General features: G+C 40.8%; 16 protein-coding genes, 1 tRNA gene and 1 pseudogene. 9 read left to right on the top strand and 9 right to left on the bottom strand.

What is annotated here, in order from left to right:
• Window positions 1-104: 104 nt before the first annotated feature.
• Genes CSQ79_RS10650 through priA form a run of 4 tightly spaced genes read right to left on the bottom strand, consistent with a single transcriptional unit; the run spans window position 105 to window position 3,590 of the window.
• Window positions 105-599, bottom strand: a complete 495-nt coding sequence (locus tag CSQ79_RS10650; RefSeq protein WP_099701156.1) for a GNAT family N-acetyltransferase — start codon at window positions 597-599, stop codon at window positions 105-107.
• Window positions 596-820, bottom strand: a complete 225-nt coding sequence (locus CSQ79_RS10645; protein ID WP_099701155.1) for a DUF2283 domain-containing protein — start codon at window positions 818-820, stop codon at window positions 596-598. The genes CSQ79_RS10650 and CSQ79_RS10645 overlap by 4 nt, the downstream gene beginning before the upstream one ends.
• Window positions 804-1,079, bottom strand: coding sequence for a hypothetical protein (locus CSQ79_RS10640; RefSeq protein ID WP_099701154.1), 276 nt, complete (start codon window positions 1,077-1,079; stop codon window positions 804-806). The genes CSQ79_RS10645 and CSQ79_RS10640 overlap by 17 nt, the downstream gene beginning before the upstream one ends.
• Entirely contained in the window at window positions 1,080-3,590 is a 2,511-nt protein-coding gene (priA, locus tag CSQ79_RS10635; protein ID WP_099701153.1) for a primosomal protein N', read from the bottom strand.
• A 736-nt stretch (window positions 3,591-4,326) separates the two neighbouring features.
• Between priA and CSQ79_RS10630 the strand changes: the two genes are divergently transcribed.
• The 4 genes from CSQ79_RS10630 (at window position 4,327) to CSQ79_RS10615 (ending at window position 7,244) form a co-directional block, all read left to right on the top strand.
• Complete coding sequence (locus CSQ79_RS10630; RefSeq protein WP_099701152.1) at window positions 4,327-5,472, top strand: RpoD/SigA family RNA polymerase sigma factor; 1,146 nt, start codon at window positions 4,327-4,329, stop codon at window positions 5,470-5,472.
• 166 nt (window positions 5,473-5,638) lie between these two features.
• The gene (locus CSQ79_RS10625; protein ID WP_099701352.1) at window positions 5,639-6,130 is read left to right on the top strand and encodes a GNAT family N-acetyltransferase; all 492 of its coding nucleotides are present in this window, start codon (window positions 5,639-5,641) and stop codon (window positions 6,128-6,130) included.
• 91 nt (window positions 6,131-6,221) lie between these two features.
• Window positions 6,222-6,428 carry a glycogen debranching protein gene (locus tag CSQ79_RS10620; RefSeq protein WP_099701151.1) on the top strand — a complete coding sequence of 69 codons (207 nt, stop codon included), beginning with the start codon at window positions 6,222-6,224 and terminating at the stop codon, window positions 6,426-6,428.
• Between the two features lie 114 nt (window positions 6,429-6,542).
• Window positions 6,543-7,244 (top strand): class I SAM-dependent methyltransferase, encoded by a 702-nt coding sequence (locus CSQ79_RS10615; protein WP_099701150.1) that lies wholly within the window; start codon window positions 6,543-6,545, stop codon window positions 7,242-7,244.
• A 40-nt stretch (window positions 7,245-7,284) separates the two neighbouring features.
• Here CSQ79_RS10615 and trhO read toward each other — a convergent pair whose 3' ends face one another.
• Window positions 7,285-8,190: an oxygen-dependent tRNA uridine(34) hydroxylase TrhO gene (trhO, locus tag CSQ79_RS10610; RefSeq protein WP_099701149.1), complete on the bottom strand. Its 906-nt coding sequence runs from the start codon at window positions 8,188-8,190 to the stop codon at window positions 7,285-7,287.
• 102 nt (window positions 8,191-8,292) lie between these two features.
• Here trhO and CSQ79_RS10605 point away from each other — a divergent pair.
• From CSQ79_RS10605 to CSQ79_RS10590, 3 genes are all read left to right on the top strand, one after another.
• Window positions 8,293-8,365 (top strand) — tRNA-Ala (locus CSQ79_RS10605).
• Between the two features lie 476 nt (window positions 8,366-8,841).
• Window positions 8,842-9,654, top strand: coding sequence for a PD-(D/E)XK nuclease family protein (locus tag CSQ79_RS10595; protein WP_099701148.1), 813 nt, complete (start codon window positions 8,842-8,844; stop codon window positions 9,652-9,654).
• Window positions 9,651-11,867, top strand: a complete 2,217-nt coding sequence (locus CSQ79_RS10590; protein ID WP_099701147.1) for a Piwi domain-containing protein — start codon at window positions 9,651-9,653, stop codon at window positions 11,865-11,867. The genes CSQ79_RS10595 and CSQ79_RS10590 overlap by 4 nt, the downstream gene beginning before the upstream one ends.
• Window positions 11,868-11,872: 5 nt before the next feature.
• On the opposite strand, the gene CSQ79_RS10585 is transcribed toward CSQ79_RS10590, so the two are convergent.
• From CSQ79_RS10585 to CSQ79_RS10575, 3 genes and pseudogenes are all read right to left on the bottom strand, one after another.
• Window positions 11,873-12,088, bottom strand: a complete 216-nt coding sequence (locus tag CSQ79_RS10585) for a DUF1816 domain-containing protein (RefSeq protein ID WP_099701146.1) — start codon at window positions 12,086-12,088, stop codon at window positions 11,873-11,875.
• A gap of 201 nt (window positions 12,089-12,289) precedes the next feature.
• Window positions 12,290-13,342, bottom strand: a complete 1,053-nt coding sequence (locus CSQ79_RS10580; RefSeq protein WP_099701351.1) for a potassium channel family protein — start codon at window positions 13,340-13,342, stop codon at window positions 12,290-12,292.
• Window positions 13,343-13,583: 241 nt separating this feature from the next.
• Window positions 13,584-14,785 (bottom strand): annotated as a pseudogene (locus tag CSQ79_RS10575) (RNA-guided endonuclease InsQ/TnpB family protein).
• Window positions 14,786-15,055: 270 nt separating this feature from the next.
• Between CSQ79_RS10575 and CSQ79_RS10570 the strand changes: the two are divergent.
• Window positions 15,056-15,730 (top strand): potassium channel family protein, encoded by a 675-nt coding sequence (locus tag CSQ79_RS10570; protein ID WP_099701145.1) that lies wholly within the window; start codon window positions 15,056-15,058, stop codon window positions 15,728-15,730.
• A 2-nt stretch (window positions 15,731-15,732) separates the two neighbouring features.
• Window positions 15,733-16,323: a DUF3124 domain-containing protein gene (locus tag CSQ79_RS10565; RefSeq protein ID WP_099701144.1), complete on the top strand. Its 591-nt coding sequence runs from the start codon at window positions 15,733-15,735 to the stop codon at window positions 16,321-16,323.
• 77 nt (window positions 16,324-16,400) lie between these two features.
• Here CSQ79_RS10565 and CSQ79_RS10560 read toward each other — a convergent pair whose 3' ends face one another.
• Window positions 16,401-17,966, bottom strand: a complete 1,566-nt coding sequence (locus CSQ79_RS10560; RefSeq protein ID WP_099701350.1) for a cation:proton antiporter — start codon at window positions 17,964-17,966, stop codon at window positions 16,401-16,403.
• Between the last annotated feature and the right edge of the window lie 56 nt (window positions 17,967-18,022).

The following is an 18,022-nucleotide window of genomic DNA, read 5'->3' as shown; positions in this document are numbered from 1 at the left end:
CAGAATTTTTAAGAGTTTGAATCCAACACTTACAGCTTAACTTAGTGCCTTCTTTCATAAGAGGTTCGCCGTGAAGAATTAGGGTATTTCTGAATACGTTGCTTTCATTCTGAATTTGCTTTGTATTCACTTTGTAGCATCGACATTAAAACTAAAGACTCGAAGCGATCGCCCACTTTAAGACACTCGCGTAAGATTCCCTCAACAACAAAACCCTCTTTTTCATACAATCGCCGTGCTATATAGTTAAAATCTTTGACATCCAACCACAGTCGATGGGCGTGGAGTTGTTCAAAAGCCAACTTTTTAATTAAGCGTAAAGCAGCCGTGCCATATCCTTTACCCTTATCTTTGACAACGAGGCGTCGTAGTTCAATGCTGCAATGTGGATTTTCTAGCCCTGCAAGAATGATATATCCTACAGAAAGCTTTGGAGTTGTACGCTCAATTATCAAATGAGATAGATCGCGATCGCATAAAGCATCAGCGTGTTGTTGTGGTGTCCACTGCTGTATAAATGAACTGTTTTCTCGATTCTGTTCTGTCGTCAGCACAAAATCAAGATCTTCTGTAGCAGTAGGGCGTAAAGCTAAAATCATTCTTTTGCAAAAGACTTAGCATTGATTACTGAAGTAGAGTCAGCAACAGATTGAGGAAAGTTTTTAATTCGTTTTGAGGCATCTAAAATTTCCAGCCCTACGACATTGCCTTGCTTGTCATAATCCACAATAATACCAGGTTCAGTTTCATCGCTCTCATCAATCTCATTACTCCAACGAATCCACAGTACATCATCTTCTTGGTTATAAGTTGCTTTCATCCCCTTCCCTCCAATACTTTTTGAGCTTACTTGTTTTGTATAGCGATTTAACTCGTGGTGGATCAACGCTATCGTTAATGAATGCTCTTAGTAAGTAGGTTTTACCATTCGCTGCTAAAAACCTTGACTGATAAACTTTTGTTCCGTCTTCTTGTACAAGAATTTGCTCTGGTGTTTCCAAGAGAATCTGTAAAATTTGGATAGGAATGTCTCGTTCCTCTAACCGCTCATAAACATGGATAGAAAGTTCAAAATTCACTTACATAAAATTCAGTGGCTCGACATCAATGGTGAGACTGACTGACGGTGGAATCTGCGATCGCACATCTTCCCAATCGGGTAATTCAATTTGTGCAGTGGGTAAGAACTTAAGTAAGATTTGCCAGCGGTAGCGGTTAGAGACTCGAAAGACACTTGCTGGCGCGGGTCCTAAAATCTCGCAATTCGAGATAGTGTTTAACTGCGTTGCAATCTGCTGGGCTGTACTTTCTACCATAGCTGGATCAGTGCTACTCAAACGTAATAAAATCAATCTTCCATAAGGCGGATAATTCAGTGCTGCGCGTTGTTCTAATTCTGCTTCGGTAAAGGCTTCGTAGCCGTGTTGTTGCACTGCTTGAATCACAGGATGTTCTGGTGAATATGTTTGAACAATCACTCTTCCTGGATCTTCCCCGCGACCAGCACGACCTGCGACTTGTGTCAAGGTTTGAAATGCACGTTCAGCAGCGCGATAATCGGCAAGATGTAACAATCCATCCGCAGCAACAACACCAACTAAAGTAACTTGTGGTAAATCGAGTCCTTTCGTTAGCATTTGCGTTCCTACCAATAAATCAGCTTCTCGGTTAGCAAATCGTGTCAATAGCGTGCGATGCGATCCTTTGGTACGAGTTGTGTCACTATCAAACCGAATTATTCGTAGTTGAGGAAACTGTCGCGTTAACTCTTGTGTAACTCGCTGCGTTCCACTCCCAAAAAACTTTAAGTAAGGCGAACCACATTCCGGACAATTGCGTGGATGTGACTGCGCATAATTACAGTAGTGACACCGCAAGATTTCTGGCGCTTTTTCCTCGGTTTGGTGATACGCCAACGAAACATCACAGTGCGGACACTCAATCACATATCCGCAACTACGACAAGAAACAAACGTACTGTGTCCCCGACGGTGGATAAATAGAATTCCCTGCTGTTCGCGTTCTTGCAATTGTTCTAAAGCACTTTGTAGCGATCGGCTAAAAATTGAACGATTTCCCTGTTGCAACTCTTGGCGCATATCGACTATTTCTACTGGTGGGAGAGGGCGCGATTGAATGCGTTCGGGAAGCGATAGGTAATGGGTGATGGGTAATTGGTAATCGGTAATTGGAGGCGATTCCTCTCGTCTTTTTGTCTCCTCACTCCTCACCTCTACCCAAGTTTCCAAAGAAGGAGTCGCCGAACCTAAGACTATGGGACAGTTTTCTAATTCTGCTCTCCAAGTTGCTACAGTACGCGCATGATAGGTAGGAATTGGTTGGTCTTGTTTAAAGCTGCTATCGTGTTCTTCATCGAGGATAATTAAGCCTAAATGTGGTAAAGGAGCAAATACCGCCGAACGAGTCCCAATCACGACTTGCGGCTCGCCTGCAAGCATTTGTCGCCAGGTGTCATAACGTTCGCCATCTGATAAGGCACTATGATAGACGCAAACTTTATTACCAAAACGCGCGCGAAAACGATCTGTTAATTGTGGTGTTAACCCAATTTCGGGAACGAGAACTAAAGCAGATTTACCTTGATTGAGTAGTGGCGCGATCGCCTGTAAATAAACTTCGGTTTTTCCTGAACCAGTGACTCCATGCAGCAAGACTTGGGCGTAGCCCTCCAACTTAATAATTCTTTCTAAAGCTTGTGACTGCGCTGGTGTTAGAGTTTTTGGTTGCTCTTGTGCAATAGAATCGCGTTCTATGCGTAAGACTTCACGCTCTTGAATAACGACATAACCTTTTTGCTCTAGTGCTTTGAGCGTTGCTGAACTCGTACTACAAATCTGCAACAACTCACTTAACCACATATCACCACCACGGCGGCGTAAGACTTCTAAAATTTCACGTTGGCGAGAAGATACATCGCCTTCAAGCCCAGTATCTACCAGAGTTACAGCTTTTTGTTGCTTCGGTTTAGACAATCGTGGCGGTTCTAAGTAACTTTCTACTAAATGCGATCGCAATAGTTCGCGTACTCCGCGATACGCGCCTTTAACTTGGCGTTGGATATAGGTAAAGCTATAGTCTCCTTGACTTTGAGATTGCAACAGTTCGAGAATTTGTCGCGCTGCGGGAGTTAAAAATTGATTTGAGGACTCTGTTTTTTTAATCAGCCGAATGCGTCGCTGCGATCGCCCGAGTAACCCTGGCGGTAAAGCGACTCGAATCACCTGCATTAATGGCGTGTAGTAGTAATCAGCAATGCGATTGAGTAATTGCCAATATCCACTAGGAAAAAAGCCTGCACTGACAACATCTGTCACTTCTTTGATTTTGTCTTGGGCTAAATCTGCTGGTGGTTGTGATAAACGAATCGCGATCGCCCCTACTTGAGACGTACCAAATGGTACACTCAAAATATCTCCTGGTTGTACATTTAACTCGGCAGGTAATTTATAAGTATAAATACCTTGCACTCCTGGACAATCTACTAACGCTTCAATCCAACCTGAAGAGAATTGAAAAGGAACTCTTGGTTCTGCTACTACAATCGATGTTTCCAAGCCAGGAGAATACATAGAACACATTCTAAAGTTCAAATAAAATTATTTAAACACCGAGGATACAAAACGGTGATTACTATGTTGTCGCTTATACTAGTACTACCTGATTTTTATTGACTAGTGCTTTGACTGTATTGGTACTGATTCATTGAATCAGCATCTTTGTGTAGCCTAGTACACTCATAATATTATGCTAAGTTTTTTTGTTATTTAGTATACCTAGTCTCACTCTTGCAACATAGGTGTTCTACACAGCATTTTCTCCCTATTGATAGACAACAAACAATCACAGAATATGAGATCCTTGCTTCATGGTGGAGAATACCTCAATAAATTCTCAATAAGTTAACAAAGATTTATAACTTAAGTATCTCACGCGAAGGCTGCAAAAAAGTTACCTTTGTCAGCCTAGAGTAGCAAAATTTGAATTCGAGTACATATTCAGAGCTTAAACAAATAAGCTAGAGAGTAAGCAAATATTAGTTTTATTATTTTAACTTACTTAATTCTGCCAACATAAATTTAATTTGTTAACATAAATAAAAGGATTTATTACTACCAAAAATAAAAAGCAACACCAGCTATGAAAAAATCAGTATGAAGTAATTAAAGAGGAAAAAATATTGAATAGACATGAAATACTCAACGTAAAACAAACAAAATTTTAGGCATATTTCCTCTTTAACTAAAAAAGCAAAACAGCAAAACTTAGCAAGCCAATCATCTGTCAGTCCTGAAACTAATATAAAGTATGAATATTGCTGAATTAGACGCAATCGATTCCTTATTAACAACAGCAAAAGATAGTGATATTAACGGTGCTGATTTAGAAGAACCAACTCCAGAAAATTTAGCAGTAGTACCAGACATAGCACCAATAGATCAAATAGAAATAGAAGACAAAGATGAGCTAGCTGTAGCAAAACCTTCAGGATATCAGAAAACAAAATCTGATGATGCTGTAGGTGCCTTTTTTAAAGAAATGGCACGTTACCCTCTGCTAAAACCAGATGAAGAAGTAGAACTAGCAAGGCGAGTAAAGTTTATCGTAGAGTTTGAAGAAATGCAGCAACGTCTGCAAGCAGAAATAAATCGCAAGCCAAGTAAAGTAGAAATTGCAAATTTGCTAGGAATTTCGGAGCGACAGTTAGAATATCGTCTTTATCAAGGACGTGTGGCAAAGCGAAAGATGATTCGCTCTAATCTAAGATTAGTAGTATCGATTGCTAAGCGATATTTAAATCGAGGTTTGCCTTTCCTAGATTTAATTCAAGAAGGCGCAATGGGATTAAACCGAGCAGCTGAAAAATTTGATCCTGATAAAGGATACAAGTTTTCAACTTATGCATATTGGTGGATTAGACAAGCAATTACAAGAGCGATCGCTAATGATGCACGGACAATTCGATTGCCAATTCACATTGTAGAAAAATTAAATAAGCTTAAAAAAGCACAAAGAGAACTTAAACAACAACTCCAACGCAACCCTTCGGAAGTAGAATTAGCTCAAGTTCTAGAAATTTCAGCAGAGCATTTACGCCAGCTACTACAATTACGACGTAAATCACTTTCTTTAAATCATCGAGTTGGTAAAGAGGAAGACACTGAACTAGTAGATTTGTTGGAAGACGAAGACAGTCAATCTCCAGAGCAACAGATGAGCGAAACTATGATGCGTCAGGAGATTTGGGATGTTTTAGGAGATGTTTTAACTCCTAGAGAAAAAGATGTCATTTCGCTACGCTACGGTTTGATTACAAGTGAACCATGTACTTTAGAAGAAGTAGGCAGTATATTTAATCTTTCACGCGAAAGAGTACGCCAAATCCAAAGTAAAGCAATGCGGAAACTGCGTCGCCCTCAAATTGCCAAACGCTTGAAAGGGTGGTTGTTTTAGAAGTACTTAGCTAGTTCATGCTGTGCTAGAGAAAGTAGTATAGTGAGTGTTTGAGAGTAGTTAATTAACTGCTCTATTTTTTTATATGTGTTTGGCTCAAAGCTAACCACTTGTCTTGACACATTGTTAAATAATTCGGTTTTTTACCCTGAGAAGCTAAAGCGTGATAAATTCTGAACTAACGTTACGTCCTGCAACTCCAGACGATGTACCAGAGCTGTTTTATTTAATTCAAGCACTCGCTGAATATGAAAAACTATCTCATGCTGTGACAGGTAGCGCTGAAGCGTTGCAAGAACACCTGTTTAGTGACCAACCGTATGTAGAAGCTATTATCGCCGAAATACGAGAGCAAGCAGTGGGCTTTGCGTTGTTCTTTCACAATTACTCAACTTTTCTAACTCAGCCTGGAATCTATCTAGAAGACTTATTTATAATGCCGGAATATCGACGTCAAGGTATAGGCAAAGCTTTGATTAAGTATTTAGCACAAATAGCTGTAAAGCGAGGTTGTGGACGACTAGAGTGGAGTGTTTTGGATTGGAATGAACCAGCGATCGCATTTTATCGCCGGATGGGAGCATCAATTTTACCAGATTGGCGCATTTGTCGCGTCACTGGAGAGGCGATCGCCTCAATTGCAAATACCGATTCATAATTTAAAATTTATAATTCATAACTTTGCAAGGCAGTAAGCTATACAATGAGCAGGTTTTAATCATTGATTTTCCAAGTGGAGGAGCTATCTGATGAAAATCTGGGTAAATGAGCAAATCGATCCATCAGGTATGATTCATGCTTGTATTGCTTGTGCTAACGAAGAGCAAGCAAACGATTGTCATGTTTCCTACGAGCGTAATTTGACTGACACGCAAAAAGCAGCAGGTTGGATCGCGCGCATCCGCACAGTTAATTCTTGGGATGAAGTACCAGTCAATGCTCTCAAGCTCGATTAAACTCATTTTAAAATTCAGGATCGTCAAAATCACAAAATCAGGAGCTAGTAGAAATCCGACGATCGCTACCAATCAACTAGCCCCTTTTTATTATTGTCTTTAAGTACAAGCAAAATGGGTGTTCAAACGCTGCAACTTGACGAACAGCTTTACAACTATATGCGATCGGTTTCTTTAAACGAAGCAGAAGTATTAACTCAACTGCGACAAGAAACTGCCAAGCATCCTATGGGTAATATGCAAATTGCACCAGAACAAGGACAATTTATCGCGTTACTTGTGCAACTAATGCAAGCTCAAAAAACCCTTGATATCGGCGTGTTTACTGGCTATAGTGCACTTGCTGTAGCATTAGCCTTACCGCCTACAGGTAAAGTTGTGGCGTGTGATATTAGCGAGGAATATACCAGTATCGCGCGTCATTGGTGGAACCAAGCTGGTGTTGCTGATAAGATTGAGTTGCATATTGCGCCTGCCCAGGATACCCTGACACAATTACTTGCAACAGGTGCAGCCAATAGCTTTGATTTTGCCTTGATTGATGCCGATAAAAGCAACTACGACACTTATTATGAGCTAGCATTGCAATTAATTCGCCCTGGTGGGTTAATTGCGGTTGATAATGTATTGTGGTCAGGAAGAGTTGCCGATCCTCAAGTTCAGGATAATCGAACGAATAAAATTCGCGCTTTCAATCAAAAACTGCATCAAGATTCGCGAGTTGCTATCAGCTTAATTCCAATTGGTGATGGATTGACTTTAGCTTGGAAACGCTCTCATATCATATTCGATAAAAATAGCCAGACTATATATTAAGTCATTGCAACTAGTAACTAGCCACTAATTACTAATCACTTCAATCTGAGGAAATAACATTAGTTTTACTCTTAGCTAACTCAATCTGTTTTTGTTTTTCTTGCTGACGCTTGCGTTTTTCTTCAGTGAGATCCGCAAAACAGTAAGGACAAGAAATCCCTTCTTCATACTGTGTCGATGCTTTATCAGCTTCAGAAATCGGATGTCCACAGCTACGACACATGTCATGCGTTCCCAGTTCTAAATCGTGAACTACTGCAACTCGTTCGTCAAAGACAAAACACTCGCCTTCCCACAAACTCTCTGCGGCTGGAACTTCCTCTAAATATTTCAGAATACCGCCTTTGAGGTGATAAACTTCAGCGAAACCTTGGGTTAATAAAAAAGAAGAAGCTTTTTCGCAGCGAATACCACCTGTACAAAACATGGCAACTTTTTTGTGCTTGCTCGGATCGAGGTTTTGATTAACGTATTCAGGAAATTCGCGAAACGATCGCGTCTGCGGATTTTGCGCACCTTTAAAACTACCAATATCTACTTCGTAATCGTTGCGGGTATCAATCACAGTCACCTCAGGATCGCTAATTAAAGCATTCCATTCTTGAGGAGATATATAAGTTCCTGCTTGCTCGTTGGGGTCGACTTCTGGCACGCCTAGCGTCACAATTTCTTTTTTGAGGCGTACCTTCATGCGCTCGAAGGGTGGAGAATCTGCCGTAGATTCTTTATACTCTAAATCGGTAAAACGAGGATCGGCGCAAAGAAACGCTAAAACTGCATCAATGCGATCGCGTGTAGCGGCAATTGTACCGTTAATTCCTTCCGGTGCAAGCAGAATTGTTCCCTTGACATGATGTGCTAAGCAATAAGACAGCAAAGGTTCTTGTATTTCCGCCGCGTCTGGTAAACTGACAAACTTATAAAACGTTGCAACAATTTGGGTCATCGTTCTGACAATTGTCGAAATTTGCTCAACAAAGTACTTGATTTAATTTGAATCTATAGGTTAGAATAGCAAAGGCAAATCAATCAAGCCACTTCTCAAATCGGGGGTATAGCTCAGTTGGTAGAGCGCCTGCTTTGCAAGCAGGATGTCAGCGGTTCGAGTCCGCTTACCTCCATAAAAGAAACGCAAGTTAAGATTAGTATCTATTTACATTCTTCATTCTAAAAGCTTGTCAGCGTTCAATTGGTGTAGACATCAATACTCCTCGCTATCTAATGGCGCAGCGCGGAAGACTTTCTGAGCAAATGGGTTCTCTTGCCTTCGCCGAAAAGCAGGCATTGCTTGAGAAGATCTTCATCATGCTATGGAATCCGCCTTGCTAAAAAAATTAATTCTTCTGCGTTTAAATCTCATTTCTGTGCCAGCGATCGCTCTCTAATTTAGGCAAGTATGTGAAATCTAATACCAATCCTATCTCACAGTGAGTGTATTTCTTATTTTTATGCACTCGGCAAAGCATCTGACCAAAGCTTTGAAACACGTTTTTTACTTTTACGTAATTTACATATCATATTCGTTCTTGACGAAAAAATCAATATTGAGTTATTATTTTTTGCGTTAAAAAAATCAATGTAACTGTTAACAATACACATGACGTGGCTTCCTTTCGCCAGTTATAACTTGTGGTCACTATTTGCACCAGCTGTTGGACAAGAAAACTGGCATTGCGACATGAAACGAGGTTTCACTAAAGCACGTGGAAAAGAAACAGCGATCGCACAAATATTAAAGCAAGATAACATTCCTCAGCGAATTGGTCATTTAGCACAAAGAGGAGTATACGAGTTTCATCAAGACCATTCGATGTTGAATTGCAGCAATGCAGTGCAAACAATCGCCGAAACTTTGCAATTGAATCAAGAAAAAGAGGAAGTCCAAGAACGCGTGCGCTTGATTTTGAGAAAATATCAAGAGAATCCTATTCTCAAGGATAAACATATCATTCATCTCACACGCGGTGATGAAGGATTTCCCCAACCAATTCAAATTCAACAAGGTAATTATTTATTCAATTTATATGCAGCAATTGATTGTATTTTTACAGAAGATGATATTTTATACATTTTAGATTTTAAAACGGGTAAAACAGACTTTGATCTCCGACAAGGATTTGTTTATCTATTAGCAGTTAGTTATCTATATCCAAAACTACCGGCTATTGCCTCGTTTTATAACTTAGAAACTGGCAAATGGTCAAAGCCAATTTCAGCAACAGTGTCTCAATTAAAAGCAGTTCAAACCGAGATCGCGCAAATTGCTAAGAAACATCAGCATGACCTCCAGCGATATAGGAGAAATATCGAAGCTTTTAACCAAATTTTTCCACCAAATCCTGGTATTCAGTGTCAATATTGTCAATTTAAATCAGTTTGCAGTTTTTCTAAGATTGAGGTTACTGCATGACAGCTACTGTTTCCCAAACTGAAACATTTTTAAGTGAAATTTTACCGCTAAGTGTATCAAATCAGAACTTGATGTGTTTTCGATTAATACCAGAAATAGAGCGGGAATTAGGCAATAGATTTGCTTTTCGTTTTAGTTTAAAGTTCCCCAAAGTTGTCGCTATATGGCAAGAAGGACATTTTTGGATAGTTGGAGCAATCAAACAACTACCTAACCAAAATGAATGGCGAAACGCACTAGCAGAAATTCAAGATGAGTTGCATAACGATATTGGCGATCGCTGCTATTCAATTCAGTGGGTACGTCAGCCATCACCAACGCCTCTCATTCTGGCGCAACTTGCTGTACAGATATTAAAAATAAATCGTTCTTTATCCTCTATTACTGTATTTTCACAAAATTTAGTAGAAGTTATTCGAGAAGTAAAGTTTTGGGCTGAAACAGTTGAATGGTTATCAGCAACACTACCAGCAATGACCTTAACGATTCGTAGTAGTATTGTGCCTAAATGTGATTTAGCAGATTTCTTTAACAATCATCCATATAGACACGAACCCGAACAAACTTTAGTTGGACTTAAAGTTAAAGAAATCGAGCATGGTAATACTTGTAATATTCTTGGTATTACTGGAACTGTGGGAGAACAACGAGAAGAACTATTAGCATTAGTTCAAGGTTCAATTAGTAAACGAAAGCTAGAAGAAGTATCAGCAGATCAACCTGTAGTTGCAGTGCAATTTGGTAAAAACAAAAAGCAATTTCGCTATCCGTTAGCTGCACTACGTCCCTGCGTCACGGCTGAAACCGCAGGTCAATTTCAAGTCGATTATGGAGAGTTACTTAAAAAAACAAAAGTCTCTAATCAAGAGCGACAAAACTTATTAAGCTCCTATAAGCAAATTGCTCAAGATACTTTAAATGCTTATGGTTTTCAACTAGAGCGTAGTATTAACAGTAGAGAGTATCCCAATTTATTTTGGCAACCAGCAACGCCGATCGAAGAAACTCCATTGCTTTTTGGTAACGGATTTACGGGAGTAAGAGGCAAAATTCTTCAAGGATTATCTAAGGGTGGTGTTTATCGCCGACACGATGATTTTAGCGATGAATCAAGAAGTATTAGAACTGCAGCACTGAAGCTGTGTGATTTTAAATTAAATCCTTTTTTAGAGGAAACTAAACAACGTCTCAAACAATATAAATTTGCTAGTGATATTGTTAATAAAAAAGCTTTAGAACTTCAAAAATTGGCGGGTGCTAGTTTAAGATCAGAAGTTGAACAAGCTGTCAACGAACTCATCATAGTTCCACCGGATATTGTTTTAGTATTTCTACCAGAGAGTGATCGCACTGCTGATAGTGATGAAAGTGGTAGTCTTTACTATCAAATATACTCACAATTATTGCGACGTGGAATTGCTAGCCAATTTGTTTACGCTGATACTTTAGAAAGTGTTGATTCGAGAAATATACTAAACTCCGTTATTCCAGGAATTCTCGGCAAATTAGGCAATTTACCTTTTGTTTTAGCCCAACCATTAGAAATTGCAGACTATATTATTGGGTTGGATGTATCGAGGGTTTCTAAAGCAAAATTACCAGGAACATTGAATGCTTGTGCTAGTATTCGTCTTTATGGCAGACAAGGTGAATTTATTCGCTACCAATTAGAAGACGCTTTGATTGAAGGTGAAGAAATTCCACGACGAATTTTAGAAAGTTTACTTCCGGTAGCTGAACTCAGGAATAAAACTATTTTAATTTACCGCGATGGACCATTTCGCGGTCAAGAAGTTCATAATTTAGTTGAGTGGGCTAAGGCGATCAGTGCAAACTTTATCTTGGTAGAGTGTCTTAAGTCTGGAAATCCTCGTTTGTATAACTTTAATAAAACAAATAAAACAATCTCAGCACCAATACCAGGATTAGCCCTACGACTCTCATCACATGAAGCAATTATCGTCACCACCAAAGTGCATTCTAGTGTGGGCTTAGCTCGTCCGCTGCGTTTGAGAATACATCCACAAGGACATCAAACATCAATTGAGAATGTTGTAGAAACTACTCTAAAACTCACATTATTGCACTACGGAGCGTTAAAAGAGCCTCGTTTACCGATGGTTCTTCACGGTTCGGATCGCATTGCTTATTTACGATTAAACGGCATAAATTTTAGCGGAGTGTTGACGGGCGATCGCCAACCGTGGTTATAAAGTTTTTACCTCTCATCTTCTTCACATATCGTCAGTTCTTTAGGCTGACAGCGTTGAATCACAACAATAATTCCTTTTGCGCCTTCACCATCGAGATCTTTCACATATCCTGGGTAAGCTGCTTTAGCTTCGTCCTTTGTTGCAAATGGTCCAAAATAATAAACACAGCGTGGTGAAAGTGTCGTTATTTCCACCCACCAGTCGGTAGCAGCTTGTTGCATTCTTGATAATTAGCTTTTTGTAGAAGTGAGATGAGTTAGTGACAAAGTTGTAACATTATTTAATGTACTATGGTTACGTTCCTCTACTTCTGCCAAAAGAAGGAATCACGACAAAAAATGGGCGTTTAATCAAGAAATAGACCTTAATTGACCAATAAGTAGAAATAGCGCCCAGATGATACTGTTAACAACACCATACATTTACAGGTGTTTTGGTGGGCGGGGAGGCTTAGAATTAATTGGACCAAGAATTTGATTGAGGCGTCGTAGTTGTTCTGCTGTACCCATACAAATGAGTAAATCTCCAGACATCAACTGCGTATCAGCAGTAGGACCACCAATTAAAGTTCCATCATCGCGACGAATGGCGAGAACTAATGCTCCAGTTTGCGATCGCAATCGGGCTGCACCTAGACTTTGACCAATACACGGACAAGTATCAGGATCGAGTCGGACTTCTTCCATGTATAATTCGCGACCTGCACCCGTGAGAATTCCATCGACAAAATCCATCACTTGTGGTCTTAAAGCAGCGGCTGCCATGCGCCTACCACCTGTAATATAGGGAGAAACAACTGCATCTGCACCCGCACGTTGCAATTTTTGTAGAGCTTCTTGTGTGCTAGCTCTAGCGATTGCCCGAATTTGTGGGTTCAGTGCTTTTGCGGATAGTACGGTATAAAGATTTTCAGCATCAGAAGGAAGAGCAGCAACTAAACAAGTGGCACGTTCGACACCCACCTTCAATAAAACCTCATCAAGCGTAGCATCACCTTCAACGACGGTATAACCGAGTTGCTGCGCGGCTTGCACCGATTCAGGATCAGAGTCAACCGTCACAAAAGGAATCGCCTCAGTCGCAAACTCTAAAGCAATTTGCCGACCAGTACGTCCAAAGCCACAGATAATATAGTGATCCGATAAAGAATCTATCAATTGTCGCTGTTGCCGAAGTTGAAAACCAATTTGAAAATAGCCCTGAACTAAAGCATCAGTAAATCGATTAACGATGTAACCGATACTGATTACTCCCATGATAATCAGAGTTACAGTAAACAAGCGACCGCGATCGCCCAACGGACGAGTTTCACTATAACCAACGGTTGCTAGCGTAATCACCGTCATGTATGCTGCATCGATCCACGACCAGCCTTCAATCAACCAGTACCAGAGAGTCCCAACGAGGAGAACAACCCCAAGACCAATGACAGATAAGGTGAGTTCTCGGCGAATACGTCGATATTTCTGCTCAATTTCTGCTTGCGAACTAAACACATTAACTGTACTCACTAAGTCGAGCCGTATACCATTTTGGATTGAAAAATTGTCAGAGAGACCCCGCCGTACAACGACGGGGCGCTGTCCGATGACTTCGTGAATAGTTCACTAGCGATCGCATCAAGCCCACATCTTTCTTCCAAACGGTATTAGTTTGACACTCTCACCGCTAAGTCTGCACGCTTTTGCGGGAGATTCTTCTTTCACAGACACTTAACTAGACCGAAGCCCCCGTCAGTACGTCTCCAGAAGCAATTTTTAACCCTACGGGCTGCCCGACCGCAAGGATACCGCGATTTCTAATTACTTGAGCTGCTGCTACATCTCGATGGGTTTTGTACCCACATTCAGGACAATTATGTTCACGAGAGGAAAGTTTTTTCTTCCCTGTTAGTGTGCCACACTCAGGACAAATTTGTGACGTGTAATCTTTACTTACTTTGGCAAAGAACACTCCTCTTTTCCAACAAACAAAGCTAAGAATATTGAAGAACTGCCCAAAGCTTGCATCTAAGTTATGTTTACCAAACATACCTTTAGCCCAAGTTTTAAAATCAATGTCTTCAACAAAAACTGCCCCCGAAGAGTCACAGAGATGATGAGCCAATTTCCAGTGAAAATCCTTCCTAGTATCTGATATCTGTTGGTGAAGTCTTGCTATTTTCTGATTGAGTTTGCGGCGGTTATTAGAACCTAGTTTCTTAATGCTTCAATCTTCTTTGCAGCGATTCCAGCTTGCTATGAAGTGGATTAAAGAATTTGGGTCTAGCTACTAGCTCAGAATCAGAGGTAGCTAAGAAGCTTTCCAGTCCGATATCGATACCTAGTGGATGACCACTGTAAGGTACTTCAGGTACATTGACATCTAGCTGCAAAGACAGCATGACAAAGTAACCAGAAGCCCTTCTAACTACCCTAGCTTGTTTAACCTTAAACCCATCTGGAATCGGTCTAGAAATATGAAATTTTACCCAACCTAATTGAGGAAGCTTTAGGCGATTTGCTTTAACAATTTTCCCTTTAAGTTGTGGGAAAACATTCATACCTCATTCTAAAATGTTTTTTGAAACGAGGGAAGCCAAATCCTCTCTTCCAAATATCATCCCAAGCTCTATCCAAAGTTCTGAGAACTTGTTGTAAAACTTGGGCATTAACCAATTGCAATTCGGAGATAACCTTCTTGGCTTCAGTCAAATTTTTGGCTTGAATGTGGTAGTTAGGGAACGGTACATCCGGTTGTGTTATGTATTCTTGCTCCAAAGAACAAGCCTCTATCCTACACTTACGACTGTTAACCCAGTCCTTCCTTTCGCGTAAGGCAAAATTCCAAACTTTACGGCAAACGGTTAGGATGTTCTCAATTTCCAGAACCTGCTGCTGCGTTGGGATTAATTTGTACTCGTAAGTCAGGGTAAGCATTTCGACCTCAATACTTTCCTTTATATTATGCTTTTCTACACAATTAGATCAATCGTGTAGATGTATCGCTCCGCGATGTTGTTTATTGGGTCGCAATTCATGAAGGCAGTGTCTACGCTGTGTTTCCCGACTTGAGACAACTGCCCATCCCACCGCCAAAATTCGTTGTGGCGGGAGTCCTCTTGCTCCATTTAAGATAGCGATTTTGACCGAGATACATAACTCAAAGCGAATACACTAAAGTAAAACTGAAGCTTATAAACAAAAGCAATGTATGTACTCATTGGTGGCGCAGGACTCGTGGGCTTGAGTTTGGCACAAAGACTGATCGAACTAGGACACACTGTTGCAGTGATTGATATCGATCCTACAGCTTGTCGTTATGCCCGCGAACAAGTAGGAGTCATGGCGTTTGAAGGTAGCGCAGTGAGTACCGAAGTTTTATTAGAAGCCGGAATTCGCAAAGCCGACTCAGTAGCAGCCGTTTTAAGACACGATGCGTTGAATTTAGCACTAGTAACGCTTGCCAAACACTACGGAGTTCCCCACATTTTGACGCGGATGCGCCATCGTGATTTTGCCGAACCACTACGCCTTGTCGGAGCAAATCACATTGTCAGTACTGTTGAACTTGCGGTTTCCACAATGGTAAACGCAATTGAGTATCCGCAAGTCGAATCAATGATGCATTTTGAGCAAGGACAAATCGAAGTCTTAAAGCTTTCCATACCAGAACGCTGTAATGTTTCAGGGAAAAGCGTTGCAGAAGTCGCGCAAGATTTGCGTTTTCCGCGTGGATCGTTAATTATTGGCTATCAAGCGCATCCTCATGAAGACTTGAAGATTCCCAATGGCAGTACCGTACTCGAACCTGGTTCCACCGTACTGATTGTGACCAAACCAGGATCGTTGCACCAAATGATTGATTTTATCGAAGGCTGCTAGTGATGTCTGAGACAATATCTCGTTTTTTGGCGATCGCTCCCAGCGCTGCGCTATGCGCAATCACCGCCATAATTGTGCTGAGTGCGTGTACCCCACCTACAACACCACAGGGACAAGGCGATCAAACCCCCGCCAATCAAGCACAACAGGTAATTTTAGATGAAAATTCTAAAATAGTGACTGGTCAAACGCTTTATGTCCCAGTATATTCGTACATCTATCATGACGATCAAAAACGACTTTTCAATTTAGCAACGACTCTGAGTATTCGCAATACTGATTTAGCTAACCCAATTATTATTACCTGCGTACGCTACTATGATTCGGAGGGTCAATTAGTGCAGCAGTATTTAGAGAATCCTATTCAACTTGCCGCCTTAGCTTCTACCGATTTTTTCATTAGTACATCTGACAATACTGGAGGTTTAGGCGCAAACTTTATTGTCGATTGGGTAGCTCAAACAGATGTTTCTGAACCAATAATTGAAGCAGTAATGATCGGGACTGGCTTCCAGCAGGGAATTTCTTATATTAGTCCCGCTAAAGTAATTCAAAATCAAACTAACTATACTTGCTCGTCAGCTCCTTCTTAGTGGCTAGTGGGAGTGTGGGAGTGTGGGAGAGATTTGATGATTATTGCTCTTTAATACTCAATAACCCAACTACCATCTTAATCATCTTCAAGTCGCAGCAACTGTTCGTCAATCACTTTCAGCCGTTCTCGCACAACTTCCTCTGAGAGAATGCGTTTGCGCAATGCTTCGTTCAACGTTCCCTTTTCTGCTAAAAGCAAGCGGCGTCGAATCGCATCGAGTTTAGTATGGTCGTTACCAGTAATTGCGAACTGATCGGGACGGCGGTTATACAAGTTTCGCAAAGCTTTTTCTGCGCCAGCGACTCGCACCTGATACGCCGCGCGTAGTTCTTCATAGATAGCCTTGGGTAAAACTCCTCCCTTGAGTAAAGTTTCTAACTCATCTTGCGCAGCTTTAGCAGTCATAAGTTGGGCTTGTAACTCCTCGACTTGCTGTTGAGAAGAGGAAACCTGAGCAATTTTTAACCGTTTGACGATCCAGGGTAAACTTGTTGCTTGAACTACCAATGATAAAAAAACAGCACCAAATACCAAAGCAATTAATTGCTCGCGTCCTGCCAATGCGAGCGGTAAACTAAGAGGAAGCGCCATCGAAAGCGAACCCTTAATATTGCCGAAAAATAATACGTGTTGCCAACGTATCGGTACTGGACGATCAAACCATTTAACAATTGCCAATAACGGATAAACCGTTAGCAGTCGTCCAGCTTGAAAAGCTAAAACTGCTAGAAGCACACCAGGTAGCGTTTGCCAAAAAATTGTCAGGTTAATTTCTACACCAATCAATAGAAAAATAAACGTGTTAACTCCAAAACCTGCATATTCCCAAAAACTCAACAAAGTGATGCGGCTAGAAGCTGAAATATTACGCGAAAGCCCAATATTGCCAAAAATCAATCCCGCAACAACTACAGCTACAGCCCCCGATACATTTAAAAATTGCCCAGCTTGAAACGTTCCTAAAGCAATAGCAACGGTGAGTAAGATACTACTGAGAGGATCGTCTAAACGCTTAAATAAACCGACACTGAGGTATCCCAAGATTAATCCGACAACAGTACCGCCTACGGAAACAACGACTAATTCTTGAAGTCCTCCCAAAAAAGTAAATGAACCAGTAGAATAGACATTCAAAATTAAGTTGAACAAAACCAACGCTACCGCATCGTTGAATAGCGTTTCTCCTTCCACAATCGTTGACAAACGGGAAGGTACAGGAATTTCTTTAAATACAGCTAAAACAGACACTGTATCAGTGTTTGCTAAAAATACTCCCGCAAGTAAAGCTGGTATCCAAGCTAATCCCAGCCCAAATTTCAATAAAATGGCAATTATCCCTGTAGCCATCATCGCCCCTGGACCTGCCAAAAGTGCGATCGCCTTGAATGTGCTGCGTAAGCGACTAATGTCAGTGTTGATTCCCGCTTCAAAAATGAGAATCGGCAAGAAAAGATTTAAAACTAAAGCCGGATCTAAACCAAACTGGCGCGGTAAAATTTCAGTAAATACGAGTCCGGCTAAAACTAAGCCAGTAACATAAGGAACTCGAAATCGACGCGACAATAAAGCAACGCCTGTGGCAACTAACAACAGAATAATTAGCCCAATAACTAACTCAGCAAAATTGCCTGGAGGCTGCAAAGTAGTTTCCTGAATCGGTAGATAATTGTTAGTCAAGCATTCCCACAAAGCTATTA

Origin of the sequence: Gloeocapsopsis sp. IPPAS B-1203, from assembly GCF_002749975.1 — a bacterium.
In the GTDB taxonomy this organism is placed as follows: Bacteria; Cyanobacteriota; Cyanobacteriia; order Cyanobacteriales; family Chroococcidiopsidaceae; genus Gloeocapsopsis.
Note: the sequence above shows the minus strand (reverse complement) of the source record. Positions and strands in the feature narration are given on the sequence as shown.

What these genes read in the sequence shown, in the direction of transcription:
- CSQ79_RS10630 (WP_099701152.1), top strand. Translation starts at nt 4,327, where the DNA reads ATGAATATTGCTGAATTAGACGCAATCGATTCCTTATTAACAACAGCA.
- CSQ79_RS10570 (WP_099701145.1), top strand. Translation starts at nt 15,056, where the DNA reads ATGTATGTACTCATTGGTGGCGCAGGACTCGTGGGCTTGAGTTTGGCA.
- trhO (WP_099701149.1), bottom strand. Translation starts at nt 8,190, where the DNA reads ATGACCCAAATTGTTGCAACGTTTTATAAGTTTGTCAGTTTACCAGAC.
- CSQ79_RS10615 (WP_099701150.1), top strand. Translation starts at nt 6,543, where the DNA reads ATGGGTGTTCAAACGCTGCAACTTGACGAACAGCTTTACAACTATATG.
- CSQ79_RS10620 (WP_099701151.1), top strand. Translation starts at nt 6,222, where the DNA reads ATGAAAATCTGGGTAAATGAGCAAATCGATCCATCAGGTATGATTCAT.
- CSQ79_RS10565 (WP_099701144.1), top strand. Translation starts at nt 15,733, where the DNA reads ATGTCTGAGACAATATCTCGTTTTTTGGCGATCGCTCCCAGCGCTGCG.
- CSQ79_RS10585 (WP_099701146.1), bottom strand. Translation starts at nt 12,088, where the DNA reads ATGCAACAAGCTGCTACCGACTGGTGGGTGGAAATAACGACACTTTCA.
- CSQ79_RS10590 (WP_099701147.1), top strand. Translation starts at nt 9,651, where the DNA reads ATGACAGCTACTGTTTCCCAAACTGAAACATTTTTAAGTGAAATTTTA.
- CSQ79_RS10645 (WP_099701155.1), bottom strand. Translation starts at nt 820, where the DNA reads ATGAAAGCAACTTATAACCAAGAAGATGATGTACTGTGGATTCGTTGG.
- priA (WP_099701153.1), bottom strand. Translation starts at nt 3,590, where the DNA reads ATGTATTCTCCTGGCTTGGAAACATCGATTGTAGTAGCAGAACCAAGA.
- CSQ79_RS10650 (WP_099701156.1), bottom strand. Translation starts at nt 599, where the DNA reads ATGATTTTAGCTTTACGCCCTACTGCTACAGAAGATCTTGATTTTGTG.
- CSQ79_RS10595 (WP_099701148.1), top strand. Translation starts at nt 8,842, where the DNA reads ATGACGTGGCTTCCTTTCGCCAGTTATAACTTGTGGTCACTATTTGCA.